21 protein-coding genes are annotated in these 14,467 nt (G+C 71.1%); 15 read left to right on the forward strand and 6 right to left on the reverse strand.

What is annotated here, in order from left to right; genetic code table 11:
• Positions 1-13: 13 nt before the first annotated feature.
• The 6 genes from ACYVAQ_RS20810 to ACYVAQ_RS20835 all read left to right on the forward strand — a co-directional run bounded on the left by ACYVAQ_RS20810 (position 14) and on the right by ACYVAQ_RS20835 (position 2,638).
• On the forward strand, positions 14-613 hold the full coding sequence (locus tag ACYVAQ_RS20810; RefSeq protein WP_460792441.1) for a hypothetical protein: 600 nt from the start codon (positions 14-16) through the stop codon (positions 611-613).
• Complete coding sequence (locus tag ACYVAQ_RS20815) at positions 610-753, forward strand: hypothetical protein (protein WP_460792443.1); 144 nt, start codon at positions 610-612, stop codon at positions 751-753. Before ACYVAQ_RS20810 ends, ACYVAQ_RS20815 begins: the two co-directional genes overlap by 4 nt.
• Entirely contained in the window at positions 750-1,451 is a 702-nt protein-coding gene (locus tag ACYVAQ_RS20820) for a hypothetical protein (RefSeq protein WP_460792445.1), read from the forward strand. The genes ACYVAQ_RS20815 and ACYVAQ_RS20820 overlap by 4 nt, the downstream gene beginning before the upstream one ends.
• Positions 1,448-1,783, forward strand: coding sequence for a DUF6527 family protein (locus ACYVAQ_RS20825; protein WP_460792446.1), 336 nt, complete (start codon positions 1,448-1,450; stop codon positions 1,781-1,783). The genes ACYVAQ_RS20820 and ACYVAQ_RS20825 overlap by 4 nt, the downstream gene beginning before the upstream one ends.
• A 5-nt stretch (positions 1,784-1,788) precedes the next feature.
• Positions 1,789-2,163 carry a hypothetical protein gene (locus ACYVAQ_RS20830; RefSeq protein WP_460792447.1) on the forward strand — a complete coding sequence of 125 codons (375 nt, stop codon included), beginning with the start codon at positions 1,789-1,791 and terminating at the stop codon, positions 2,161-2,163.
• Positions 2,164-2,251: 88 nt separating this feature from the next.
• Positions 2,252-2,638, forward strand: coding sequence for a hypothetical protein (locus ACYVAQ_RS20835; RefSeq protein ID WP_460792448.1), 387 nt, complete (start codon positions 2,252-2,254; stop codon positions 2,636-2,638).
• Here ACYVAQ_RS20835 and ACYVAQ_RS20840 read toward each other — a convergent pair.
• Positions 2,617-3,018 carry a hypothetical protein gene (locus tag ACYVAQ_RS20840; protein WP_460792449.1) on the reverse strand — a complete coding sequence of 134 codons (402 nt, stop codon included), beginning with the start codon at positions 3,016-3,018 and terminating at the stop codon, positions 2,617-2,619. The two genes, ACYVAQ_RS20835 and ACYVAQ_RS20840, sit on opposite strands and share 22 nt — an antisense overlap.
• Before the next feature lie 102 nt (positions 3,019-3,120).
• Here ACYVAQ_RS20840 and ACYVAQ_RS20845 point away from each other — a divergent pair, with 102 nt between their 5' ends.
• From ACYVAQ_RS20845 to ACYVAQ_RS20865, 5 genes are read left to right on the forward strand one after another with little or no spacing between them, the layout of a single operon-like run.
• A complete protein-coding gene (locus ACYVAQ_RS20845) occupies positions 3,121-3,306 on the forward strand; it encodes a hypothetical protein (RefSeq protein WP_460792450.1) in 186 nt (61 codons plus the stop codon).
• Positions 3,300-3,665, forward strand: coding sequence for a hypothetical protein (locus tag ACYVAQ_RS20850; RefSeq protein WP_460792451.1), 366 nt, complete (start codon positions 3,300-3,302; stop codon positions 3,663-3,665). The genes ACYVAQ_RS20845 and ACYVAQ_RS20850 overlap by 7 nt, the downstream gene beginning before the upstream one ends.
• Positions 3,655-4,311, forward strand: a complete 657-nt coding sequence (locus ACYVAQ_RS20855) for a hypothetical protein (protein ID WP_460792452.1) — start codon at positions 3,655-3,657, stop codon at positions 4,309-4,311. The genes ACYVAQ_RS20850 and ACYVAQ_RS20855 overlap by 11 nt, the downstream gene beginning before the upstream one ends.
• A 25-nt stretch (positions 4,312-4,336) precedes the next feature.
• Complete coding sequence (locus ACYVAQ_RS20860; protein WP_460792453.1) at positions 4,337-5,182, forward strand: tyrosine-type recombinase/integrase; 846 nt, start codon at positions 4,337-4,339, stop codon at positions 5,180-5,182.
• Positions 5,179-5,448 (forward strand): hypothetical protein, encoded by a 270-nt coding sequence (locus ACYVAQ_RS20865; protein ID WP_460792454.1) that lies wholly within the window; start codon positions 5,179-5,181, stop codon positions 5,446-5,448. Before ACYVAQ_RS20860 ends, ACYVAQ_RS20865 begins: the two co-directional genes overlap by 4 nt.
• Here the strand turns inward: ACYVAQ_RS20865 and ACYVAQ_RS20870 are convergent.
• The 3 genes from ACYVAQ_RS20870 to ACYVAQ_RS20880 all read right to left on the reverse strand — a co-directional run bounded on the left by ACYVAQ_RS20870 (position 5,445) and on the right by ACYVAQ_RS20880 (position 7,394).
• Entirely contained in the window at positions 5,445-5,618 is a 174-nt protein-coding gene (locus ACYVAQ_RS20870) for a hypothetical protein (RefSeq protein ID WP_460792455.1), read from the reverse strand. The genes ACYVAQ_RS20865 and ACYVAQ_RS20870 overlap by 4 nt on opposite strands.
• 66 nt (positions 5,619-5,684) lie before the next feature.
• On the reverse strand, positions 5,685-6,404 hold the full coding sequence (locus ACYVAQ_RS20875; RefSeq protein ID WP_460792457.1) for a tyrosine-type recombinase/integrase: 720 nt from the start codon (positions 6,402-6,404) through the stop codon (positions 5,685-5,687).
• Positions 6,405-6,878: 474 nt separating this feature from the next.
• Positions 6,879-7,394, reverse strand: a complete 516-nt coding sequence (locus ACYVAQ_RS20880; protein ID WP_460792459.1) for a hypothetical protein — start codon at positions 7,392-7,394, stop codon at positions 6,879-6,881.
• 458 nt (positions 7,395-7,852) lie between these two features.
• Here ACYVAQ_RS20880 and ACYVAQ_RS20885 point away from each other — a divergent pair, with 458 nt between their 5' ends.
• Both ACYVAQ_RS20885 and ACYVAQ_RS20890 read left to right on the forward strand, forming a co-directional pair.
• Positions 7,853-8,740 carry an alpha/beta fold hydrolase gene (locus ACYVAQ_RS20885; RefSeq protein WP_460792460.1) on the forward strand — a complete coding sequence of 296 codons (888 nt, stop codon included), beginning with the start codon at positions 7,853-7,855 and terminating at the stop codon, positions 8,738-8,740.
• Between the two features lie 74 nt (positions 8,741-8,814).
• A complete protein-coding gene (locus ACYVAQ_RS20890; RefSeq protein ID WP_460792461.1) occupies positions 8,815-9,048 on the forward strand; it encodes a DUF6458 family protein in 234 nt (77 codons plus the stop codon).
• Between the two features lie 15 nt (positions 9,049-9,063).
• On the opposite strand, the gene ACYVAQ_RS20895 is transcribed toward ACYVAQ_RS20890, so the two are convergent.
• On the reverse strand, positions 9,064-10,569 hold the full coding sequence (locus ACYVAQ_RS20895; RefSeq protein ID WP_460792462.1) for a flavin-containing monooxygenase: 1,506 nt from the start codon (positions 10,567-10,569) through the stop codon (positions 9,064-9,066).
• An 83-nt stretch (positions 10,570-10,652) separates the two neighbouring features.
• Here ACYVAQ_RS20895 and ACYVAQ_RS20900 point away from each other — a divergent pair, with 83 nt between their 5' ends.
• Both ACYVAQ_RS20900 and ACYVAQ_RS20905 read left to right on the forward strand, forming a co-directional pair.
• Positions 10,653-11,885, forward strand: a complete 1,233-nt coding sequence (locus ACYVAQ_RS20900; RefSeq protein WP_460792463.1) for a PucR family transcriptional regulator — start codon at positions 10,653-10,655, stop codon at positions 11,883-11,885.
• A 117-nt stretch (positions 11,886-12,002) separates the two neighbouring features.
• Positions 12,003-12,977 (forward strand): phosphotriesterase family protein, encoded by a 975-nt coding sequence (locus tag ACYVAQ_RS20905; RefSeq protein WP_460792464.1) that lies wholly within the window; start codon positions 12,003-12,005, stop codon positions 12,975-12,977.
• A 68-nt stretch (positions 12,978-13,045) separates the two neighbouring features.
• On the opposite strand, the gene ACYVAQ_RS20910 is transcribed toward ACYVAQ_RS20905, so the two are convergent.
• Positions 13,046-14,428, reverse strand: coding sequence for a DUF1254 domain-containing protein (locus tag ACYVAQ_RS20910; protein WP_460792466.1), 1,383 nt, complete (start codon positions 14,426-14,428; stop codon positions 13,046-13,048).
• Positions 14,429-14,467: the final 39 nt, after the last annotated feature.

Raw genomic sequence — 14,467 nt, forward strand, 5'->3', positions numbered from 1 at the left:
CAGGAGTCCCGCCATGCCCACGAGCCCCGGTCTCAAGCAGACCGACCTCATCACCGTGACCCGCCTCGGGCACACCTTCCGGGCCAGCCGCCGAACCGTCGCCTGGCTGGACTGGATCATCGCCGACTTCGCCCGCATCTTCCCCCGGGCGCGGCTCGTGATGCTCCAGCCCTGCTACGACACCGGCGTCGCCGCCTCCGCCGGCACCCACGACAAGGACGCCGTCTTCGACTTCGGGTTCATCGGCACCCTCGGCCGCCCCACCCTCACCTGGCGCTGGCTCCGGTTCCAGCGGTTCTTCCGCAACCACTGCGCCGCGGCCTGGTGGCGCCACACCGGCACCTGGGCCAGCCCCTCGGCGTACCACGTCCACGGCTTCCCACTCCCGGCCGATCTGAAGCACTTCACCACCGAGGTCGGGATCTACGTCGACGGCGGCGCATCCCAGGGCCACCCCGGCTCGACGTCCTCGCAGCTGGTCGACTACATGAACGCCGCCGAGGGCCTCGCTGGGCAGCACGCCGCCCGTATGGACCGGACGTACCGGCCGCGGCGGATCGCGGCGTTCGACTACGACCGCTGGGTCGCCAAGCACGGGATCCCGACCCGATGAACCGCCCCCGGATCCGCTTCGACGGGCTCCCGCTGTGGCCCGCCGGCGCGGCCGCGGTGATCGGCGCAGGCATGGTCTACCTCGGCTACGCGATCGCGAAGGTCGTCGAGCTCGTCGACGACGCCAGGGCCGAGCTGTGACCCGCCCGATCATCGAGCACCCGTTCCACGTCTCGGTCGCGCCCTCTCGGTCCCGGCCGCCGCTGTCGGCCGCGAAGGTCAAGCATGACGCCGAGCAGCTGCTCAAGGCGCTCGGCGATTCGGGCCTGGCCGGGCTCACCGAGATCACCGGCGCGGACATCAAGCAGGTGATCCGTGACGTGTTCGGCCAGAACCGCGTCGGCGTGACCGGCTCGGACTGCCCGATCGTGCACACCGACGACTGGACCAAGGTCGAGGGCGGTGTCGAGTTCGGCTGCAAGGCGATCCGCGGCATCATGCCCGACCGCCACCACACCTGGGGGATCTTCGACCACGCCGGCGGCGGGCCGCGGGTCGGGCTCCTCGCCACACACATGGCCCCCGGCGGGTGGCGACCCCGCGGCCGGCAGATCATCGCCGCGCCCCTGATCCGGTGGCGCTGGCGTCAGCACCGCCTCGTCATCGAGCAGCGGCTCCGCTACCTCGAGCGGCACTGCGACGTCGTCTTCCCCGTCGGCGACATCAACCGGCCCAAGCGGTTCACCTTCCACGGCTACACCCGCCTCACCGGCCCCGGCCTGCTGTACGCCGGCGTCAACCACGGCGCCCCTGGCCATGCGAGCACCGTCCACTACGCGCGCCAGAACGCCGACCACAAGCGCGGCCTGTTCACCTGGTTCCCCCGGAGCGCCCGGTGACCGCCCGGGCGAAGTACGCCAGCAACGGCACCGCGCCCGGCCGCCGCGTCCACTTCCGCTGCCCGGGCTGCGACCGCGTGCACGGGGTCGTCGTCGAGGCCCCGAACGGCTGGGTATTCAACGGCGACCTCGAGCGGCCGACCTTCACGCCCTCGGTGCTCGTCAACGGGTTCTACGGGGACGTCACCGAAGAGTGGAAGAAGCAGCACCCACGCTGCCACTCGTTCGTCACCGACGGCCGCATCCAGTTCCTCGGCGACAGCACCCACGCCCTCGCCGGCCAGACCGTCGACCTCCCGCCGTGGGAGACGACCGACCCCGAGAAGGAGTAACTCACGTGTCTGCCCTGCTCACCCTCGCGATGCAGCTCATCGACCTGCTGCGCGGCGTACCGCCCCGGTTCCGAGGCGCCGTGTACGGCGTCCTCGCGGCCGGCGGTGCGATCGCGCTGCTCATCGTGTGCCTGCCCTGGACCCGAGCCTGGTTCGGCCTCGAGCACGCTCCGCCGCCCCTGGTGATCCTCGTGGCTGTCTTCAACTTCGTCGTCAGCCTGTCGAGCCTCTTGGCGCACGCGAACCTCAAGGAGCAGCCCGTCCGCCCGAAGATCCACCAGATCGTGGTCCACGGCGCGAACGAGCCACACGAGACCGCCCGCGAACTCACGAAGCTGCTCAGCGAGCAGAACCCGCCCGGCCGCTCGAGACACGTGTAGCTCGCGCACGCCCCTGTCTGGCCGCCCCGGTCTCCGACTTCCCTGGAGACCGGGGCGGCGTCGTCGTTCCGGCGCTAACCTCCCCGTCATGCGTACCCCCATCGCTCTCGGAGCCACTGCCCTCCTCGCACTTACCGTGACCGCCTGCGGCAGCAACAACGACACGACGAACGGTGCGAGCGTCCCGTCACCGGCGACGTCGACGAGCGCCACCTCCAGCGCCTCGAGCGACTCCGCACAGCCGAGCTGCGCGGAGGTGTGGGCGGTCGGCAAGGTCCTCCCGGCCGGCTACAAGGGCTGCCTCGACGGCGACACCCTCGTCGACGTCGGCTCGACTGACTGCACCGACGGCTCCTCGATGTACATCCACCAGGACGCCACCGGCAAGGACCAGTTCATCGCGATCACCGGCCAGCCGATCAAGAAGTACTCCGCCGCCGCCGACTCCGCGACCTACACCACCTGTCGCGCCTGACCCGCGTTCCACGGCTCGCCACCGCGGCGCGAGGCCCGCGCCGTGAGCTCCTCACGCATCGCGACCCGCCAGGGCTCCATCCGCTCGCCGTCGGCCCCCGCAGCGCGCAGCAGCGGGACAGCGCGCTCGGCGATCCAGTAGGTGACCTGGTCGGCCTCCCAGGCGCCGAGCAGCTCGCCGGCGACGCGATCGAGCAGGTCGGTTCGGCCGTCGGTGGCCGCGACGATCTCGGCCACCGCCTGCTCGCGGGTCGGCCGGGTCCGGACGGCTGGTGACGGAGCTCCGTGGAGCGCGTGGGCCATGCGCGCCGCGGTGCCGTTGATCTTCGCGATCCGGATCCCGTCGGTCATCCCCATGCCCGCCAGCGTCACACCACCCACCGACAATCCATCCCGATAACTGTCGTTACACGGGACGGAGCGGCGTGGCGCCAGGGCGCCGTCGGCAGCACCCGGCACCATGGACCCCATGATGACCACGTCGTGACCGGCCCGTCGCCTGACAAGGCGACCCGCCCCTGGCGCATGCGTGCCTATTCCGGCACCGGCAAGACCCAGCTCCTCGTCCACGAGGCCACCTACCGCGGCGACCAGGCTCTCAACGAGGCCTTCAAGCGGTACGACCGAGACCCCGCGATCTCCAAGGTCACAGCGGAGCAGCAGTGGTGACGCTGGAGGGCCAGACCGCCGGCCGCCTCCGCGCCCTCGCCCGCAACTACCTCGACCCCGAGCTCCAGGCCGAGGTCGAGCGACTCTACGCGCTCGAGGAGACACACCGGCTCGCCGTCGCCGAGATCCGCGACCTCAACGCCCAGGTCAACCGCTGCCAGGCCCTCGCCGGCCACCTTCGCGAGCAGCTGACCAACACCGAGCGCCGCCTCGAGGACCTGCGGCCCGACGAGATCGTCAAGGCTCGCCGCGAGGCCTACTTCACCGGCGCCGGCTTCTTCAAGGTCACCAGCCTCGGCCGCCACCGCTACGCCACCGAGCACATCCCCGCCGAAAGGGTGAGCATCCGTGCCGAATGACGACCTCGCACTCCCACCGCGGCACATCCCGACCTCCGACCTCAGCCCCGCCGGCGTCTGCGAGGGCTGCGGCCGCGACATCGTCTGGACCATCACCGTCGCCGGTCCGAACGGCCGCGGCGGCAAGGCCATGCCGATCGACCCCGTCGAGAACCTCGCCGGCAACGTCGCTGTCCGGCCCACCCATGGCAGCCGGCTCACCGCCCGGGTCCTCGCCCGCGGCGAGCTCGTCGACCGACCGGCCCCAGGAGTACTCCGCGATGACACACTTCGCCAGCTGCCCGGTCGGCGCGCACCCGCGACCGCCCGAGAGTCCGGCGCCGACCGCACCGCGCCGCGGCCGCCGACGCCCCGGAGGCAAGCGGTGAGGGCCACCGAGCACGAGCTCACCGTCGCCACCGACGCGATCGCGCGCCGCATCGCTCAGCGCCTGGAGCTCGACTTCGGACACCTCAGCCCGCTCGACCAACTACAGCTGCGCGAGCAGGCCCTACCGTTCGCGATGGCCGCGCTCGAGGCCATCCCCGATCGGGCCGAAGCCATCATCCGACGTGCGCAGGAACACTGCTGCACCTGCCACAACGCCGACCCGCCGCACGAGGACTGGTGCCCAGCCTCCGCGATCCAGGACGAGCTCACCGCATGACGCCGCGGCCCGAGAGTGGGGCCTCGTGACCCGCCAACCGCCCGAGCTCACCGACCCGATCGCCGCGGCGTACCTCGCCTGGTGCGAACGCGAACGGCAGCCGAAGAACACCATCCGCCGACGTCGCTCCGTGCTCCGCGCCATCGGCAACCCCGGCACCGCGACCCGCGAGGACATCGAGGCATGGTGGGACAGCCGCCGCACCCTCCCCACCGGCCTCCCGCGGGCCGACACCAGCCGCGCCAACGAGCTCGCGATCCTCCGGACCTTCTACACCTGGTGCCAGGTCTGGGAGCACCGTGCCGACAACCCCACAGTCCGTATCCAGTCGCCGCACGTCGCAAGTGGCACACCCAGACCCGCCACCCGCCGCGAGTTCGAGACCATGCTCACCTTCGTCGCCCTCCTCCCCAAGGACGGCCCGGCGCTCCGCCGCGCGATCCTGCTCGGAGCATGGGCAGGACTGAGGGTCTCCGAGGCAGCTCGGCTCGAATGGGCCGACATCGACCTCGAGACCAACCGAGCCCGCGTCCTCGGCAAGGGCAACAAAACCCGCCTCATCAAGCTCTCCGCCAAGCTGATCGACGAGCTCGGCCAGCCTCACGACGGCAACGTCGTCACCGGCCGCGCCGAAGGCTGGTCCATCGACACTCTCGGCCGGAAGGTCAACGGAGCCATCCACGCCTCCGGCGTCGACATCACCTTCCACAAGCTCCGCCACCGCTACGGCTCCCTGGCCTACCAGCGCACCAAGGACCCCAAGGCACTCGCAGACCAGATGGGACACGCCTCGGTGAGTACCACGATGGCCTTCTACGCCGCGGCCGCCGACGACGCCGCCGACGCGATCGCCGAAGCGGTGACCGAGTGACCCGCCGCCAGAACCTCGTCGACACCGCCACCTGGCACCACCAGGAGGCCGAACGGCTCCGAAGCGAGCTCGCCACCATGACCGACGGCCACAAGCACGCCATCGGCCTCCAGCAGGTCCGTCGCATGGAGGTCGACGCCGAGACCCACCAGCAGCTCGCCGACGAGTACACCGAGTACACCGAGCACGTCGCTCGCATCGACGAGCTCGAGCGCCAGACCAACGAGGCGCCACCCACCCAAGTCGACGACGCCGGCCTCTTCTAAGCCTCGTCCTCGGAGATCTCGGTATCGGCCTCGCGAATGTAGCGCCGCAGAGCCCGTCTCAACACGTCGGTGACGGTCTCGCCCCTCGACGCCGCGATCCGCAACGCGAGGTCCCACTCCTCGTCCGGAGCCCGAAACGTCCGTATCGGCGTCGCGGGCTTGTCAGGCACCCCGGCGACGCTAGAGGGGGGTCAGCGCGGAGCTCGGCCGCGCGTAACGGGTGTATATACACCCGGTCAAGCGGATGACCGGCCGAGCCGGCGTTCCCGCGCCGCGGCGGGCGTCGACCTCGCAGCTTCGATCGCCGCTCGGGCGCGCTTCTGGTTCACCTTCACGTACAGCATCGTCGTGTTGAGGTTCGCGTGCCCGAGCAGCTCCTGGACCACCCGCATGTCGTGCTCGGCGTCCTCAGCGAAGTAGGTCCCCGCACGGTGCCGCAGCTTGTGCATCGTCCACGCACCCTCGAGTTGACGCGAGACCAGGATCCCGACGTACCGGGGCGAGAGGTGACCGTCGATCCGTCCCGGGAACGCATACCCTGGCGGCAGCGCCCGCAGCAGCCGCGCCGTCTCCGCCTCGAGCGGCACCAGGCGCGTCTTGCCGCCCTTGCCGTGCACCAGCAGCGACCACCCGTCGAGGTCCTCGACCAGGTCGCGCTGCGGATGCACGACGGCAACCTCGGCGCGCCGCAGGCCATGTCCGGCCGCGAGCATGCACATCAGCGTGACGCGCTCGTCGGCGGTCGTCAGTGCGGCGTCGTAGACACGATCAGGCACCGGTGACGGGTTCGGTGGCGGAGCAGCCACTACCGGGATGACGATCGCCGGCGATGTCTCGACCTTCCCGGCCTCGAGCGCCCACTTGTAGAACGCCCGCATGGTCGTGCGTCGCGACCGGTAGGTGTTCGCCGCCCACGACCGGCCGGCGAACCACTCGAGCAGCTGCTCGCCGGTCACGTCCCACGGTCCGACGCCGATCGACTTCGCGAGCAGCCGAAGGTGGTCCTTCCGTGTCCGGATCGTCGTCTCAGGCCCCCTGTGCAGGCGCGCGAAGCGCTCCCACTCGACGATCGCTGTCTGCCATTCCCACTGCGCTCGATGTTGTGTACCTGGTCCCACCAGGAAAGGAATATCTGTCAGCAAACCCGGCACGCCGAAGGTTTCTTTACCTTCGTGACCGCTACCCGGCAGTAGTAGGTCCAAGGTCCCAGGAGGGTCCCAAGAGACGTAGTCAGATCGGGTCAGCGAAATTGGCTCGGGCGGCTGTGGCGCCGTCGTCACGAAGCCTCGCGCAACGCCCTGACCCGAGCCTCCAATGGGAACGGCCGACCCCACTCGCAGGCCGGCGTGATGTGGCGCGCACACAGGGCCATCACCTGGCCGGAGGCGAAGATCGCCTCAACCTCCGCCGGCCGCGAGCAGAGCGCGAACTCACACCCGCTGGGCACCGTCGCCTCCGACCCTCACGGCCTCGATGGGCGCCTTCCAGACCAACCAGTCCTGGTCGTTGTAGCTGGTGCGGATCGAGATCCCGCGACGGCCGTCGACGACCGTGTCCAGCGAGAACGACACCACGGCGCGGCTCTTGAACTCGCGGACCCAGGCCTCAGCAGCCGCCCACGCGGCCTCGTAGGCCTCCTGGTCGCCCCGGCCGTCGTTCGCTTCCACCGCGGCCCGGTACGCCGCCCAGATGGGCTCGGCGGCCAGCGCGGCGCGCTGTTCGCGGATCCACTCCTCGAGCCACGCAGTCAGGCAGTGGCACTCCTCGTGCTCGTCGTGGTGGAAGCCGATGCACCGGTCGTCGACGCACCCGCACTTGTCGCCGCGCCACGGGCCGTCACCGAAGTACCGGCGGATGTAGCCGGCGATCGTGACCTTGATCCGCTGGTCGTCCCCCCAGTACGACCAGCGGATCGTCTCCCGGGCCGTGGCCGTCAACGTGGTCACGACGCCCTCCGGCGGCCCAGCGGGAACGGGATGACCCGGGCGCCGGCACGGCCGGCGGCCTCGGCTACCGTTGCGCGCTCACGCCCGCCCACGGGCGCCAGCTCCAGGCGCCGCGACTCCAGATCAGAAGGTTTGGGGTTCGAATCCCTACAGGCGCGCGAGCGAGGTCAAGATCGCAGGAAAGCCCCTCGCGCCGGAAGGCGCGGGGGGCTTTCGCGTTCGACCTGCGCGAGGGGCTTGCCGGAGATCTTGCGCCGAGCGAGCGCGCTGCGCCGCGAGCGCCAGCGAGCGGCACAGGCGCGCAGCGAGTCCAACAGTGCAAGAGCCCCGGCTGACAGCCGGGGCTCTTCGCATTGTCACGGGCCGCCGGGCCGGGCGGACAGCCTGCACCACCCGACCGGGCCCGAGGTTCGAAGTGAACCTTCCGCACCGCCGGCGGCGCCGCGATCCTTGGCCCCATGACTCGATCCGACCGATACGTGCGCCTCGGCGCGAAGCTGTACGCCGCCGGCATGAAGGCCGATGCGAAGCGGGCCGGCCTGCGGACGGCGTACGCCGACGTCGACGGGCTGCGGATGGCCTACCACCGCGCGGGTCCCGTGGGGGCGCCGGTGATCGTGATGGTGCACGGCTACTCGGCGGACCGGCAGCTGTGGTCGCGGTTCGCGCGCCGCTTCGTGGACCGGTACGACGTCGTCATCCCGGACCTCGCCGGCCACGGCGACACCCCGTTCGTGGCCGGTGCGGACTACTCGGCCCCGGCCCAGGCGGCGCGGGTGGCGGGGCTGCTCGACAACCTGGGCATCGAGCGGGCCCACCTGATCGGCAACTCGATGGGCGGCTTCGTCGTGGCGAGCTTCGCCCGCGCCTACCCCGAGCGCACTCGCTCGATCTGCCTGTCCGACGCCGCGGGCGTGAAGGCCCCGGTCCCCAGCGACGCCGAGGTGATGCTCGCCCAGGGCACCAACCCGTTCCTCTTCCGCGACCCGCTGCGGTTCTACCCGTTCTTCGCGATGACGATGGCCAAGCCGCCGTACGCGCCGAGGATCGTGAAGGCGGCCATGGCCCAGCAGTACGTCGACCGCGAGCCCCAGCTGGCCGAGATCTTCGACGGCTTCTACGAGCGCGACCTGCTCGACGACCACCTCGCCGAGATCACCGCCCCCACGCTGGTCATGTGGGGCGACCTCGACCGCCTCGTCGCGCCGTCAGCGGCCGGCGTCTGGGCCGAGGGCATCCCGAACGCGATCTCGGTGACCTACCCGGGCATCGGGCACATGCCGATGGTGGAGATCCCGGGCCGCGCGGCCGCCGACTACGCCGCCTTCCTGCGCAGCGTCGGCTGAGACGAGGACGCATCATCCGGGCGAGCCTGGGCACCGTGTGGCGTCAACCGTGTCGCAACCCTGGGAGGAACATCATGGGTATCGGTGCAAGTCTCTTCCTCATCGCCGTCGGCGCCATCCTCAAGTGGGCGGTCGACGCCCAGGTCAGCGGCATCGACCTGCAGACCGTCGGCACGATCATGATGGTCGTCGGGGTGATCGGGCTGGTCGTGACCATGGTCATCTGGGGCACCCGCCGGCGGACCGACGTGGTCCACGACGGCCGCCGGACGACGTACGTCGAGCCGAACGACGTCCCGCGCGCCTGATCCCAGGCGGCCCGATCAGCTGACCGGTGCTTCGGCCCGCACCACCCCCGCGGTCGCGCGGGTGAAGTGCAGGTACTCGTCCGCGAGCTTCCCGCCGCGGATCAGCTTGCGGTCGTCGACGTAGCTGCGCGAGGTCGACCACGGCGCGGTCGGTCCTTGCTTCGGGAGGGTCGCCAGCACCCGCTGGACGTACCCGGCCTTGAAGTCGAGGAGCGGCCGCGTCTCCATGTCCGGGTCCGCGGCGGCCCACACGGCGTCGTACCCGTGCTCGTCGAGGTAGGCCAGCATCGAGACGAAGTACTCGCAGAGCAGGCCGATCTTCAGCGTCCACGAGGCGTTCGTGTAGCCGATGGCCATCGCCAGGTTCGGTACGCCGCTCAGCATCGTGCCGCGGTAGGCGACCGTCTCCGCGGGGTCGACCGCCCGGCCGTCGACGCTGAGGGCGAGGCCGCCGAGCATCTGCAGGTTGAGCCCGGTCGCGGTGATGACGAGGTCGGCCTCGAGGTGCCGGCCGGACGTCAGCTGGATCCCGGTCGGGGTGAAGGTCTCGATCCGGTCGGTGACCATCTCGACCTCGTCGCGCCGGATGGCCCGGAACAGGTCGCCGTCCGGCACGGCGCACAGGCGCTGGTCCCACGGGTCGTACGGCGGGTTGAAGTGCTCGTCGACCGGATAGCCCTCCGGCAGCGCCTTGATGTTGACCGAGCGGATCAGGCTGCGCGCCGTCTTCGGGAAGGTCTGGGCGAAGCCGTAGACCAGCCGCTGCTGCTGGACGAACTTCGCGCGGATCACGCGGTGGGCGCGGTCGGGGGACAGCCAGCGCTTCGCGAGGCGCGCGACGCCGTCCTCCTTCGGCACCGGAAGGATGTAGCTCGGGGTGCGCTGCAGGATCTGCACATGGCCGGCGGTGCCGGCCATCGACGGGGCGAGGGTGACCGCGGTGGCGCCGCTGCCGATGATGACCACCCTCTTGCCGGCGTAGTCGAGGTCCTCGGGCCAGTGCTGCGGGTGCACGACCTGGCCCTCGAAGTCGGCGATGCCGGGCAGCTCGGGGGTGTAGCCCTCGTCGTAGCGGTAGTAGCCCGCGGCGCAGAAGATCCAGCGCGCGCTGATCTGCTGCGTGCTGGTGCCCTCCGGCGTGGTCACCTCGACGTCGACGAGCCAACGCGCAGCCGCGCTGCTCCAGTCGGCGCGCACGACCTTGTGGCCGAAGCGCAGGTGCGGCGCGAGGCCGCTCTCCTCGACGGTCTCCTCGAGGTAGCTGAGGATCCGCGGCGCCGTCGCGATGGTCTCCTTGTCGCGCCACGGCTTGAACTCGTAGCCGAAGGTGTAGAGGTCGGAGTCAGAGCGGATGCCGGGGTACTTGAACAGGTCCCAGGTCCCACCGATCCGGTCGCGCGCGTCGAGGATCGCGAAGGTCTTCGACGGCTGCTCGGTCTTCAGGTAGTGGCCGGCGCCGATGCCGGAGATGCCGGCCCCGATGACGAGGACGTCGAGCTGTTCGGTGGTGGAGGTGCTCATGCGACCAGCGTGCGCTCCCGAGCCGTCGGCGGCGATGGTCAAGATGCTCCACACCAGGGTCCGCGATGGTGTGAAATGTGCACATGAGCAGGGACTGGGCACCGCCGTCGAAGGCCGCCCAGGAGGTCATCCGGCGCGCGGTCGAGCTCGCGATGGAGAGCGCCCACGACTGGATCGAGGAGCTCAACGAGGCGGGCCAGAACGACGAGCTCACCGCCTCCATGTACGCCGATCCGGTGCTCGCCGAGGGCCTGCGCAACGCCAACATGTCGAATGCGGCGTACTGGACCGCGGCGAACCTGCAGAACCCGGGAGCCCGGGTCGCGCCCAACCTGAGCCCGGCCGTGCTGGAGGCGACCCGCGACGTCGTACGCCGTGACCTGGACGAGACCGCGCTGCACACCTGGCGCCTGGGACAGAACGTGCTGTGGCGACGCTGGATGGACGTCTGCTTCGGGCTGACCTCCGACTCGGCGCTGCTGCAGGAGGTGCTCTCGGTGACCTCGCGGTCGATGAGCACCTTCGTCGACGACACCATCGCCGCCGTCGCCGAGGTGATGCGCCACGAGCGCGAGGACCTGACCCACGGCACCCACGCCGAGCGGCTCGCGACGGTGTCGCTGCTGCTGGAGGGCGCGCCCGTTCCGCGCGCCGCCGCCGAGTCGCGGCTCGGCTACGCGCTCACCGGCCCGCACCTGGCCGCGATCGTCTGGGGGACCGGAGCGACCGGGCAGCAGCTCGAGACCGCGGCGGAGCACGTCCTGCGGCTGACCGGGGGCAGCCGGCGGCTGACCGTGCTCGCCACGGGCTCCTCGCTGTGGATCTGGCTGCCCGTCGACGGCCTGCCCCGGATGGCCGATCTGGAGGCCGAGCTCGTCGGTCTCACCGGCGTCCAGGTGGCGCTGGGCCGGCCGCGCGCCGACCTCGACGGCTTCCGGCAGAGCCACCTCGAGGCTGCCGCGGTGCAGCGGATGATGGCGACGCTGGCGACCTCGCGGCGGGCGGGGAGCTACGCCGACGCCCAGCTGGTGGCGCTGCTCAGCGGCGACGTGGGCCGGGCCGACGAGTTCATCGCGGACACCTTGGGCGACCTCGCGACCGCCGACCCGGAGCTGCAGCTCACGTTGCGCACCTACCTCGACGAGCAGTGCAACGCCGTACGGGTCTCCGAGGCGCTGTACACCCACCGCAACACCATCGTGCGGCGCCTCGCGCGCTGCGACGAGCTGCTCCCGCGGCCGCTCGCGGACAACCCGGTGGCCGTCGGCGCGGCGCTGCAGCTGCTGTGGTGGCGCGGCGACCGGGCGCCGGTCTGAAGACGCGCCGGGCGCAGGGCCCACGCCCCTCGACGCGGCCGCGAGCGGTGGCTACGCTCCGCATACCACCCGGTCGGAATGTCCTCGGGTGGCCGATCGATGGGAGAGGTCATGGCGATGGTGGAGACCGTTCGGGGTCAGGTCGACAGCGGCGAGCTCGGGGTGACGCTGATGCACGAGCACGTCTTCGTGCTGACCCCCGAGGTGCAGGCCGAGTTCCCCGAGCACTGGGGCGACGAGGAGGCGCGCGTCAGCGACGCGGTCGCCAAGCTCCAGGCGGCGTACGACGCCGGGGTGCGCACCTTCGTCGACCCGACCGTCATCGGGCTGGGCCGCTACATCCCGCGCATCCAGCGGATCGCCGAGCAAGTGCCGCTGAACATCGTCGTGGCCACCGGCATCTACACCTACGACGACGTGCCCAAGTTCTTCCACTACCGCGGCCCCGCGCTCAACGAGGCGCTCGGCGCGGACCTCCCCGACCCGATGGTCGACATGTTCGTCCACGACATCCGCGAGGGCATCGCCGACACCGGCGTCAAGGCCGGCATGCTCAAGTGCGCCATCGACCACAACGGGCTCACGCCCGGCGTCGAGCGGGTGATGCGCGCCGTCGCGAAGGCCCACCTGGAGACCGGCGTACCGATCACCGTGCACACCCACCCCGGCACGGAGGCGGGGCTGCACGTCAAGCGCGTCATGTGCGACGAGGAGGGCGTGGACCCGCGCCGGATCGTCCTCGGCCACAGCGGCGACACCACCGACTGCGACCACCTCACCGCGCTCGCCGATGCCGGCTTCATCCTCGGCATGGACCGCTTCGGCATCAACCTGGACACGACCTTCGAGGCGCGCGCCGACACCCTCGTCGAGATGGTGCGGCGTGGGTACGCCGACCAGATGGTGCTCAGCCAGGACGCGTCCTGCTACATCGACTGGATCCAGCCCGACGTGATGCCGCTGCTCCCGCAGTGGCACTTCACCCACCTCTTCCAGGACGTCTTCCCCTACGTCCTCGAGCACGGCGTGACCCAGCAGCAGATCGACACCATGCTGGTCGACGTCCCGCGCCGGATCTTCGAGGGCGGCTGAGCGCCGCCCCGCCCAGGAACGGCGACGCCCCTGCACCCGACGGGTGCAGGGGCGTCGTGCTGTCGGTCTCAGCCGGCCTGGAGCGCCGGCGGGGTCCAGCTGCCGTCGAGCGCTGCCTGCTGCGGCACGTAGACGCGCAGGATCAGGTAGTACGCACCCGTGGGCGCCGGCAGCCAGTTCGCATCCGGAGAGGTGGGTGCGGCGTTCTGGATGGTGATGTCGATCGAGCCGTCGGCGTTGCGGACCAGGTCCGGGCTGGCGCTGTTGAAGGCGTACCGGTCGATCGGGTTGTCGACGAGCATCCGGCTCGCGGCGTCGTACATCGTGACCGACCAGAAGGCGCCCGCCGGCGGCAGCTGATCCGCCGCGAGGTGCAGGTGGTACGTCGATGCACCGCTCAGCGGGGCGCCGGAGGTGTCGGTCGCGGCCCGGTAGTAGATCGCCTCGCTGGCCGGCAGCGCGCCCAGGCCGTACTTCGTCACCATCGCCCGCCGGAGGTAGTCGGTGCCCCAGATGCCGTGCCCGAGGCTCCAGCTCCAGCCGTTCGCGACGTTCTCCCGGGTGCGGGCCCGCGCGTCGATCTGAGCCTGGGCGTCGTGGATCGCGGACTCCAGGCCGGCCACGATCGCCGGGTCGGAGCCGGCGCCGGGCAGGTGGCCCGCGCGGCCGAGCCTGAGCAGCGGCTTGAGCTGGGTGCGCTCGTCCTTGGTCGGCGGGTCGGCCCGGAGCACGGCGTCCAGTTCGTCGAAGAAGCCCGCGCCCTCGGTGTCGACGCTCTGCGGCGTCGGCAGGGTGCTGCAGTCGGTGCCGGGCGGCACGACCGGGGTGCCCGCGGGCCCGCTGAGGTGGTAGCCCTGCTGGAAGGCCTTGGCCGCGTCGAGGTCGGCGGGGCCGTTGACGAACGTGCGGCCGATGGCCCAGACGTCGTTGGTGGGTGAGTGAACGACCCGGACGCCGGCGGGCGCTGTGCCGTGCCAGTCCGGCCCGACGACGTACACGTCGCTGCGGGTGCCGGGGACGCCGTGGGCCACGTCGAAGACGCCGGTGTACATGTCCAGGAAGCCGAAGCTGAAGTAGCGGTCCGACGCCGGCGGCAGGGACAGCCGCTGCGGGCCGGGGCGCAGGTCCAGCCATGCCATGGAGTAGATGGTGTCGTTGTTCGGGGTGACCACGTCGCGGTCCGCGGAGGTGAACAGGCGGGCGGCGTGGTGCAGCGTGTTGACGCCCGTGGCGCAGGTCTGGACGGCCTCCGTCCGCCGCATCACCACCAGCGGGTAGCCGATGACGTACGCCGGCAGGGCCGCGTCGTGGGCCTGCTGGGTGAGGTCGCCGGTGGCGCCGCCCGCCGGGCCCTGGGCGGCGCCGGCGACGGCGACGCCGGTCACGCTCAAGGCGGCTGCTGCGAGGGCGACGACGGCGCGACGCCGCCGGGTCAGGGATCGATGGGGCATGGGGTTCCTCCGAGATGGTTACATACGGGTTAGTCGGTA

This window comes from Nocardioides maradonensis (genome assembly GCF_054777115.1).